The organism is Occultella aeris, assembly GCF_902703175.1.
GTDB classification, from domain to species: Bacteria; Actinomycetota; Actinomycetes; order Actinomycetales; family Beutenbergiaceae; genus Occultella; species Occultella aeris.
This window is the reverse complement of the sequence record NZ_CACRYJ010000018.1, coordinates 36155-45203: the sequence shown is the minus strand read 5'-3', so window position 1 is coordinate 45203 and position 9049 is coordinate 36155. Positions and strand designations below refer to the sequence as shown.

The window sequence follows — 9049 nt, the reverse complement described above, 5'->3', positions numbered from 1 at the left end:
CGACGTGAGCGGACCGAACACCACCGGGCCCGGTGCGATCCGGGTGGCGCCGGGCACGATCGAGCTCAACGCGGACCGGCGCCCCGACGAACGCCTGGAGCTGGTCATCCTGAACACCGGGGACCGGCCGGTCCAGATCGGCTCCCACCTGCACCTGCCGGATGCGAACCCGGCGCTGGAGTTCGACCGGGAGGCCGCGCACGGGTTCCGGCTGGACGTGCCGTCCGGGACGTCGCAACGCTTCGAGCCGGGCGCCTCCCGCGCCGTGGCCGCGGTGGCGCTGCGCGGGGCGCGACGGGTGCCCGGGATCCGTTTGGGCCGATCCTCGGCGGACCTGGACGGCGAGGATGGTTGAGATCTCCCGGGCGGCCTACGCCGCCCTGTACGGCCCGACGGCGGGCGACCAGATCCGCCTCGGCGACACCGACCTGTGGATCGAGGTCGAGCGGGACCATACGGTCGGCGGCGAGGAGGCCGTGTTCGGGGGCGGCAAGTCCATCCGCGAGTCGATGGCGCAGGGTGTCACGTCCCGCGCCGACGGAGCGCTGGACACGGTCATCACGAACGCGATCGTGCTCGACTGGTGGGGGGTGGTCCGGGCGGACGTCGGCATCCGCGACGGCGTGATCGTCGCCCTCGGCCGCGCCGGAAACCCGGACATCGCCGACGGCGTGCACCCGGCGCTGCACATCGGGCCCGCCACCGACGTGATCAGTGGCGAGGGCCGCATCCTCACCGCCGGCGCGTTCGACACGCACGTGCACCTCATCTCTCCTTCGCAGATCCACGAGGCGCTCGCCAGCGGCATCACCACGATCGGGGGCGGTGGTACCGGGCCCTCCGAAGGCACCAAGGCGACCACGGTGACCCCGGGCGCCTGGCATCTGGGCACGATCCACCGCAGCCTCGACGCGCTGCCGGTGAACGTGCTGCTGCTCGGCAAGGGCAACACGGTCAGTGCCGAGGCGTTCGCCGAGCAGGCCCTCGCCGGCGCCGGCGGCTTCAAGGTCCACGAGGACTGGGGCTCCACCCCGGCCGCGCTCGACGCGGCGCTGCGGGGGGCCGCGGACTGGGGGCTGCAGGTGGCCCTGCACTCGGACTCGCTGAACGAGGCCGGGTTCCTGGAGTCGACGGTCGCCGCCATCGGCGGGCGCTCGATCCATGCGTTCCACACAGAGGGCGCCGGTGGCGGGCACGCACCGGACATCATGCGCCTGGCCGGTGAGCCGTACGTGCTGCCGGGCTCGACGAACCCGACCCTGCCGCACACGGTGAACACGGTGGCCGAGCACCTGGACATGCTCATGGTGTGCCATCACCTCAACCCGCAGGTCCCCGAGGATCTGGCGTTCGCGGAGTCCCGGATCAGGGCGAGCACGATCGCGGCCGAGGACGTGCTGCACGACCTGGGGGCGATGTCGATCACGTCCTCCGACGCGCAGGCGATGGGCCGGATCGGTGAAGTCATCACCCGCACCTGGCAGGTGGCGCACGTGATGAAGGCCCGCCGCGGCGCGCTCGGAGGCGGGTTGCCGGCGGACAACGAACGCGCCCGGCGATACGTGGCCAAGTACACGATCAACCCGGCGATCGCGCACGGAGTGGACGCCTACATCGGCTCCGTCGAACCGGGCAAGATGGCGGATCTGGCGCTCTGGCAGCCGAAGTTCTTCGGCTTCCGACCGGACGTCGTGATCAAGGGCGGCGCCATCGTGCGCGGCGCCCTCGGCGACCCGAACGCGTCCATCCCGACCCCACAGCCGGTGCTGATGCGCGACGCGCTGGCGGCCTCGATCGGCGCCGAGGTCTCCGCCACGTTCGTCTCGCCCGCTGCCCTCGACGCCGGCCTGACCGACCGGCTCGGGTTGCGCCGCCGGCTGCTTCCGGTGGCGGACACCCGGGCCGTGGGTAAGGCGCAGATGATCAACAACGACGCCCTTCCGGTCATCGAGATCAATCCCGAGACCTTCGAGATCGACGTCGACGGCGAGCGCGTCGTGCCCGCACCCGCCTCGGAGCTTCCGCTCGCCCAGCTGTACTCACTGTTCTGATGGACGCCTCCCAGTCGGTGCTTCTCGCGCTGCTCGCCGACGCCCGGCTACCGACCGGTGCGCACACGCAGTCGGCGGGCCTGGAGCCTGCGCTGAGGTCCGGGTTGCCCGCCGCCTCCGTGCCCGCCTACCTGGCCGCGCGGCTGCGCACGGTGTGCGTGGTGGAGGCGGGCACCGCCGTCGTGGCCCGGCACCTGAGCCTCGCCGGCGGGCGGGCCCGCGACCTGGTGGCCGTCGAGACGGCCTGGGCGGCCCGGACCCCCAGCCCGGCGTTGCGAGCGAACGCGCGCATGCTCGGGCGCGGCTACGTCCGGCTGCTGCACCGGCTCTGGCCCGCGGCCGGCGACGATCCGCGCTGGCGCGCGACCCGGCCGGTGGTCCTCGGGCTGATCGCCGCCCGGTCCGGCCTCGACGCGGTGAACACGGCCCGTCTGGTCGGCTACGACGACGCCCAGACGGTGGCGGCGGCGATGCTCAAGCTCGCCCCGCTCGACCCGCTGGTGACGACCTCCTGGGTGCTCGCGGCGCGGCCGCTGATCGAGGCGCTCGCGGACCGCGTCGCCCACCTCACCCGACCCGGGGAGATCCCCGCCTGCGGTGCGCCCCTGATCGAGCAGTGGGCGCAGGACCATGACCACACCACCGAGAGGTTGTTCCGTGCCTGACACCGCTGAGATTCCCGAGACTCGTTCCCTGCGGCTGGGGGTGGCCGGCCCGGTCGGCACCGGCAAGAGCTCGCTGATCGCGCTGCTCTGCCGGGAACTGTCCACCGACCTGGCGCTCGGGGTGATCACCAACGACATCTACACCGACGAGGACGCCCGGTTCCTGCGTTCGGCCGGCGTGCTGGACCCGGAGCGGATCCGGGCGGTGGAGACCGGCGCCTGCCCGCACACCGCCATCCGGGACGACGTCACCGCGAACCTGCTCGCCGTCGAGGACCTCGAGGCCGACTTCGCACCCCTGGACGTGGTGCTCGTGGAGTCCGGCGGAGACAACCTCACCGCCACGTTCTCCCCCGCTCTCGTGGACGCGCAGATCTTCGTGCTCGATGTCGCCGGCGGCGGCGATGTCGCCCGTAAGGGCGGCCCCGGGATCGCCCGGGCCGACCTGCTCGTGGTGAACAAGACCGACCTGGCTCCCTACGTCGGGGTGGACGTCGAGCGGATGGTCGCGGACGGGGCCGATGCTCGTGACGGACGGCCCGTGCTCGCGCTCTCCCGGGACGACGCCGCGTCCGTAGCCGCGCTCTGCGCGTGGGTGCGCGGCGTGCTCGCGGCGCACCGCGGCGGTGAACACGTGCCGGTGGACCCGGGACCGATGGCGCCCCACTTCCACGCCGACCCCGACGGTGGCGGCGTGCTGCACTCGCACGCCGACGGTGACCTGGACCATGCGCACGCCCAGCGGGCCGGCCACGACCACGCCACGGCCCAGGGCCACGACCACACCGGGGACCCCGCGGGCACGTGAGCACCATCGCCGTCGCCCCCGCGCCGGGCCGGGCGCGGTGCCGGCTCGTCGCGGGCGCGCTGAGTCCGCGCGTACTGCATGCCGACGACGGCGGAGCCCGGGTCGCGCTCGTCGCGACCGGCGCGCTGCTGCTCGGCGGCGACGAGGTGCGCATCGACGTCGAGGTAGCGCCCGGCGGGTGGCTCGAGGTGGTGGAGACCGCCGGGACGGTCGCCTACGACGCGGGCGGGACGCCGTCGGGCTGGCACGTACGCGCCCGCCTGGGCGAGGGCGCCCGGCTGAGCTGGTGCGGACTGCCGCTCGTGGTGGCCGACGGCGCCCACGTGCGGCGCAGCACCGAGCTCACCCTCGCCGCCCGCGCCCGGGCACTCCTGCGCGAGACCCTCGTGTTCGGCCGCGTCGGCGAGACCGGCGGGGTCCTGCGGGCCGTCACCCGTGCCACGCTCGACGGCGCGGACCTGCTGGTCGAGGACCTCGACCTGGGCCCGGCCGCCCGCAGGTCACCCGGGGTCCTCGGGGAGCGCCGGGTACTGGACACCACCCTCGCCCTCGGCTGGCGACCGGTCGAGGTGCCGGCCGGGCACCGGTACGACCTCGACGGCCCCGGCGCCTTCGTGCGGTACCTCGGCGCCGACACCCACTCCGGGACCGGACCGGCGCTCGCGGCTACCTCCTGGCGGGCCGATCTCGACCTCCCGTGAACGCCCGGGCGCGGTTCCAGGGTGCGCCCGCCGCCGAATCCGACCACAATCGGGCCGACCGGGCGACTGCCCGGCTCGGTGATCGGGAGGGGATGCACATGGGTTTCGATGAGTTGAAGAAGAAGGCCAGCGAGTTGCTCGGCAACGAGGAACGGACCGACAACGCCCTCGACCAGGCCGCGAACTTCGCCAACGAGAAGACCGGCGGCAAGTACGAGGACAAGATCCAGCAGGGGCGTGACTTCGCGGACGGCAAGGTCGGCGACGAGCGCGCCTGACCGCTGACCCCGCGACGGCCGGTCCCGGACTGGACCGGCCGTCGTGCTGGGTACGCACTGGTCCAGCAGAACGCGCGCGGATGTCGGGGTGCGGTGGCAGGATCCAGAGCATGGCCGAGCTGAAGACCCGCCCCGGTTCGGGTGACGTGAACGCGTTCATCGCGTCCGTGGACGATCCCGTCCGCCGCGCCGACGCCGAGCGTCTCGTCGAGCTGATGCGCGCGGTCAGCGGCGACGAGCCGGTGCTCTGGGGCCCGAGCATCATCGGCTTCGGCGAGCGCCACCTGGTCTACTCCAGCGGGCGGGAGATCGACTACTTCGAGGTCGGCTTCTCCCCTCGCAAGGCGGCCACCACCCTCTACCTGGACGCGGTCCTGGGGTCGTCGGCGGACCTGCTCGCCGAACTCGGCCCGCACACCACCGGCAAGGGGTGCCTGTACATCAAGAGGTTGGCGGACGTGGACGGTGACGTGTTGCGCCACCTGCTGGAGGAGGCAGTACGGGCCGCTCGCGCGTGAGCGCCCGGGGTGCGCCGCGGTCAGCCCAGCTGACCTCGCACGGCACCGCCGGGGAACAGGACGTTGTGCACGTTGACGTAGTAGTCCTCAGGATGCTGGATGAGATCCTTCGCAAGTTCGCGTGGGACGGCCGCGCAGCCCGAGGAGAATCCGTCGGTGGGCGCAGCCAGTGGCACCACCACCGGTCCCGGTACGTCCGTGCCCGCCAGGTGGATGTGCGCGGCCGTGGCGGCATCGATGTTCTCGACGGAGAGCGTGTAGCAGACCCGGCCCTGGCCCGGGTTGACCTGGAAGGATGCCGTGCCAGTGCCGTCCGGGTCGCCGGGGCCCGGCCGCTCGGCCGCACCGGTCAGGTCCACCAGGATCGGGCGCCCACCGTCGGCCGCGACGGCCGGGGCGACGAACGCGATCGTGGACACGCCGAGGGCGGCCACGGACAGGAGAGAGACGAGTTGACGCTTCATTGCGCACCTCACACGAAGGACCAGACCACTCTGTCGCCCTCCAGGGTACGCCCGGCTCGCCCGGTACGACAGGAGTCGCCAGGCCAGGGAAATCCGCTCGGGTTCCGGGACGGGACGGGGTAGGCTGAGGCACATGCGCCAGGCACAGGTCACCACGACGCCGGAGACTCTCCGGATCGTCGCGTAGCCGTCAGCGCACCAGCCCCGGGGAGAACACCCCGGGGCTTTCTCGTTCCGTGGGCTCTCCCCATCCCACGAAGGAGACAGCATGTCGCACGACCACCGCGTCCTCGGACGCCGCCTCGACCTGTTCGACACCACCCCCGCCGTCGGCGCCGGGCTCCCGCTATGGCTGCCGGACGGCGCCGTGATCCGCGGCGAGCTGGAGGCGTTCGCGCTCGAGGAGGCGCTCGCGTCCGGATGCCGGCGCATCTACACCCCGGTGCTCGCCAAGCGTGAGCTGTTCGAACGGTCCGGGCACTGGGGCAAGTTCTCCGCGGACATGTTCCCCGAGATGATCGTGGGCGGCGAGAGCTTCGTGCTGCGGCCCGCGAACTGCCCGCACCACACCCAGGTGTTCGCCGCCCGGGAGCACAGCTACCGGGACCTGCCGGTGGGCTACACCGAGCTGGGCTCGATGTTCCGCAGCGAGCTCTCCGGCGTGCTCGGTGGCCTCAGCCGGGTGCGTCAGATCAACCTCGACGACGCACACGTGTTCGCGCGGGCGGATCAGGTGGGCGAACAGGTGCGGGTGGCGCTGGCGGCGGTCCGGCGCTGCTACGACGTGCTCGGCATCGAGATCGACCACCTGCGGCTCTCCGTGCGCGGGCCCGGTGGCGCCTACCTCGGCGGCGATGCGCAGTGGGAACGTGCCGAGGGCCAGTTACGGGACGCGCTGGACGCGGAGGGCCTCGAGTACGAGCTCGGCATCGGGGAGGCCGCGTTCTACGGCCCGAAGGTCGACGTGCAGGTCCGGGACGCCGCCGGGCGGGAGGAGACCCTCTCCACCGTGCAGGTGGACCACAACCTCCCGGAGCGCTTCGACCTGACCTACATCGGCCGGGACGGTCGCAAGCACCGACCCGTGCTGATCCACCGCGGCCTGCTCAGCTCGATGGAGCGGATGACCGCGCTGCTGCTGGAGCGGCACGACGGTCGCCTGCCCACCTGGCTGGCTCCGGTCCAGGTGCGCCTGTTGCCCGTCGCCGACCACGCCCACGGGCCGGCCGCGGTGCGCGTGCTGGACCGGATGCGCGGTGCCGGGATCCGGGCCGAGATCTCCGTCGACGGGTCGCTCGGTGCCCGGATCCGCGCCGCCCGGGAACGCCGCGAGCCCTACCTTGCGGTCCTCGGCGACAGCGAGCTGGCAGCGGATGCCCTGACCGTCAGCGCGCCGGGCTCCGGTGCGCGCGCCACCGTCGGGCTGGCGGCGTTCATCGCGTCCGTGACAGCCGAGATCGGCCGGCGCTCACCTGCGGCGGCCCTGGACGAGGAGTGGCCGGTTCCCCATTCCGCAGACGCCCGGGCCGAAGATCACAGCTGAGCGGCCTCGAGCCGTTCCAGCTCGTCGTCGGTGAGCAGCCGGGACCGGATCAGGAACCGGACGCCCTCGGGGGCCTCGAGCGAGAAGCCCGCGCCGCGCCCGGGGACGACGTCGATCGTCAGGTGCGTGTGCTTCCAGTAGTCGAACTGGAACCGGCTCATCCAGACCGGCACGGTGAAGTCTCCGTCCGGGCCGGTCACCGTGAGGTCGCCGAGGAGCACGTCGGCGTCGGAGGTGATGAAGTCGCCGTCGGCGAAGCACATCGGGGAGGACCCGTCGCAGCAGCCGCCGGACTGGTGGAACATCAGCTCTCCGTGGCGTCGGCGCAGGGACGCGAGGAACGCACCGGCCGCGGGGGTCAGGGCCACCCGGTCGGCGGGCCGGGTCGTCTCGGTCATCGACGCCTCTCCTTGGAATGCGCGCCGTCCGGACACCGGTGGGGACGGGACCACCGGTGCCCGGACGTGGGGCGCAGCGGGTCGGCTCAGAAGAGTCCGAGCTTGTTCTCGCTGTAGGACACCAGCAGGTTCTTCGTCTGCTGGTAGTGGTCGAGCATCATCTGGTGGTTCTCCCGCCCGATGCCCGAGTTCTTGTAACCACCGAACGCGGCCCCCGCGGGGTAGGCGTGGTAGTTGTTCGTCCAGACCCGGCCGGCCTGGATGTCCCGCCCGGCCCGGTAGGCGACGTTGCCGTTGCGGCTCCAGACACCGGCGCCGAGGCCGTACAGGGTGTCGTTCGCGGTGGCGATCGCGTCGTCGTAGTCGGCGAACGAGGTCACCGACACCACGGGTCCGAAGATCTCCTCCTGGAAGATCCGCATCGAGTTCTTGCCCTCGAAGATGGTCGGCTGCACGTAGTAACCGCCGGTCAGCTCGCCGCCGAGGTCCGCCCGGCCGCCACCGGTGAGCAGCTTCGCGCCCTCCGCCTTGCCGATGTCGATGTAGGACAGGATCTTCTCGAGCTGGTCGTTGGAGGCCTGCGCGCCGATCATCGTGGTGGTGTCCAGCGGGTTGCCGGCGACGATCGCCTCGGTCCGCGCGATGGCGTCGCCGAGGAAGGAATCGTAGATGGACTCCTGGATGAGCGCCCGGGACGGGCAGGTGCAGACCTCGCCCTGGTTCAGCGCGAACAGGGTGAAGCCCTCGAGCGCCTTGTCGTAGTACCGGTCGTCGGTCCTGGCGGCGACGTCCTCGAAGAACACGTTCGGGCTCTTGCCGCCGAGCTCGAGGGTGACCGGGATCAGGTTCTGGCTGGCGTACTGCATGATCAGCCGGCCGGTCGTGGTCTCGCCGGTGAACGCGATCTTCGCGATCCGCGGGTTGGATGCGAGCGGCTTGCCGGCCTCGGCGCCGAACCCGTTCACGACGTTGATGACGCCCTTGGGCAGGATCTGCCCGAGCAGCTCGATCAGGTACAGGATCGAGGTGGGGGTCTGCTCCGCGGGCTTGAGCACCACGGTGTTGCCGGCCGCGAGCGCCGGGGCGAGCTTCCACACGGCCATCAGGATCGGGAAGTTCCACGGGATGATCTGCCCGACCACGCCGAGGGGCTCCTTGAAGTGGTAGGCCACCGTGTCGTTGTCGATGTGGGTGGCGTGCTCCTCCTGAGCCCGGATCGCGGCCGCGAAGTAGCGGAAGTGGTCGATCGCGAGCGGGATGTCCGCGGCCAGGGTCTCCCGGACAGGCTTGCCGTTCTCCCAGGTCTCGGCGACGGCGATCTCCTCGAGGTTCTCCTCCATCCGGTCCGCGATCGCGTTCAGCACCGCGGCGCGCTCGGCGGCGGTGGTCCTGTTCCAGGTCCTGGCGGCCGCGTGGGCCGCGTCGAGGGCCTTCTCGATGTCCTCCGCGGTGCCGCGGGCCACCTGGGTGAACGGCTGCCCGGTTACCGGCGTGACGTTCTCGAAGTACTCGCCACCGACGGGCGGCACGTACTCGCCACCGATCCAGTGGTCATAACGGTCGCGGTAGCTCATCAGGCTGCCCTCACGACCCGGTGCGCTGTAGACGGTCACCTCTGCGCCT

At 72.0% G+C, this 9049-nt stretch carries 11 protein-coding genes; 8 read left to right on the top strand and 3 right to left on the bottom strand.

Annotated elements, in window-relative coordinates; genetic code table 11:
- Window positions 1–4 precede the first annotated feature (4 nt).
- From ureB to HALOF300_RS07335, 7 genes are all read left to right on the top strand, one after another.
- Window positions 5–355: an urease subunit beta gene (gene ureB, locus HALOF300_RS07365; protein ID WP_156740314.1), complete on the top strand. Its 351-nt coding sequence runs from the start codon at window positions 5–7 to the stop codon at window positions 353–355.
- Window positions 348–2051 carry an urease subunit alpha gene (locus HALOF300_RS07360; protein WP_156740313.1) on the top strand — a complete coding sequence of 568 codons (1704 nt, stop codon included), beginning with the start codon at window positions 348–350 and terminating at the stop codon, window positions 2049–2051. The genes ureB and HALOF300_RS07360 overlap by 8 nt, the downstream gene beginning before the upstream one ends.
- Window positions 2051–2716, top strand: a complete 666-nt coding sequence (locus HALOF300_RS07355; protein ID WP_156740312.1) for an urease accessory protein UreF — start codon at window positions 2051–2053, stop codon at window positions 2714–2716. The genes HALOF300_RS07360 and HALOF300_RS07355 overlap by 1 nt, the downstream gene beginning before the upstream one ends.
- The gene (gene ureG, locus HALOF300_RS07350; RefSeq protein WP_156740311.1) at window positions 2682–3524 is read left to right on the top strand and encodes an urease accessory protein UreG; all 843 of its coding nucleotides are present in this window, start codon (window positions 2682–2684) and stop codon (window positions 3522–3524) included. The genes HALOF300_RS07355 and ureG overlap by 35 nt, the downstream gene beginning before the upstream one ends.
- Complete coding sequence (locus HALOF300_RS07345) at window positions 3521–4225, top strand: urease accessory protein UreD (RefSeq protein WP_156740310.1); 705 nt, start codon at window positions 3521–3523, stop codon at window positions 4223–4225. The genes ureG and HALOF300_RS07345 overlap by 4 nt, the downstream gene beginning before the upstream one ends.
- A gap of 98 nt (window positions 4226–4323) precedes the next feature.
- The gene (locus HALOF300_RS07340; RefSeq protein ID WP_156740309.1) at window positions 4324–4503 is read left to right on the top strand and encodes an antitoxin; all 180 of its coding nucleotides are present in this window, start codon (window positions 4324–4326) and stop codon (window positions 4501–4503) included.
- A 110-nt stretch (window positions 4504–4613) separates the two neighbouring features.
- On the top strand, window positions 4614–5021 hold the full coding sequence (locus HALOF300_RS07335) for a DUF1801 domain-containing protein (RefSeq protein WP_156740308.1): 408 nt from the start codon (window positions 4614–4616) through the stop codon (window positions 5019–5021).
- A gap of 20 nt (window positions 5022–5041) precedes the next feature.
- Here HALOF300_RS07335 and HALOF300_RS26950 read toward each other — a convergent pair whose 3' ends face one another.
- Entirely contained in the window at window positions 5042–5485 is a 444-nt protein-coding gene (locus HALOF300_RS26950; RefSeq protein ID WP_197522377.1) for a CHRD domain-containing protein, read from the bottom strand.
- Between the two features lie 268 nt (window positions 5486–5753).
- Between HALOF300_RS26950 and thrS the strand changes: the two genes are divergently transcribed.
- Window positions 5754–7028, top strand: coding sequence for a threonine--tRNA ligase (gene thrS, locus HALOF300_RS07325; protein ID WP_156740306.1), 1275 nt, complete (start codon window positions 5754–5756; stop codon window positions 7026–7028).
- On the opposite strand, the gene HALOF300_RS07320 is transcribed toward thrS, so the two are convergent.
- Entirely contained in the window at window positions 7019–7426 is a 408-nt protein-coding gene (locus tag HALOF300_RS07320) for a DUF779 domain-containing protein (RefSeq protein WP_156740305.1), read from the bottom strand. The genes thrS and HALOF300_RS07320 overlap by 10 nt on opposite strands.
- Before the next feature lie 86 nt (window positions 7427–7512).
- Window positions 7513–9039: an acetaldehyde dehydrogenase ExaC gene (gene exaC, locus HALOF300_RS07315; protein WP_156740304.1), complete on the bottom strand. Its 1527-nt coding sequence runs from the start codon at window positions 9037–9039 to the stop codon at window positions 7513–7515.
- Window positions 9040–9049: the final 10 nt, after the last annotated feature.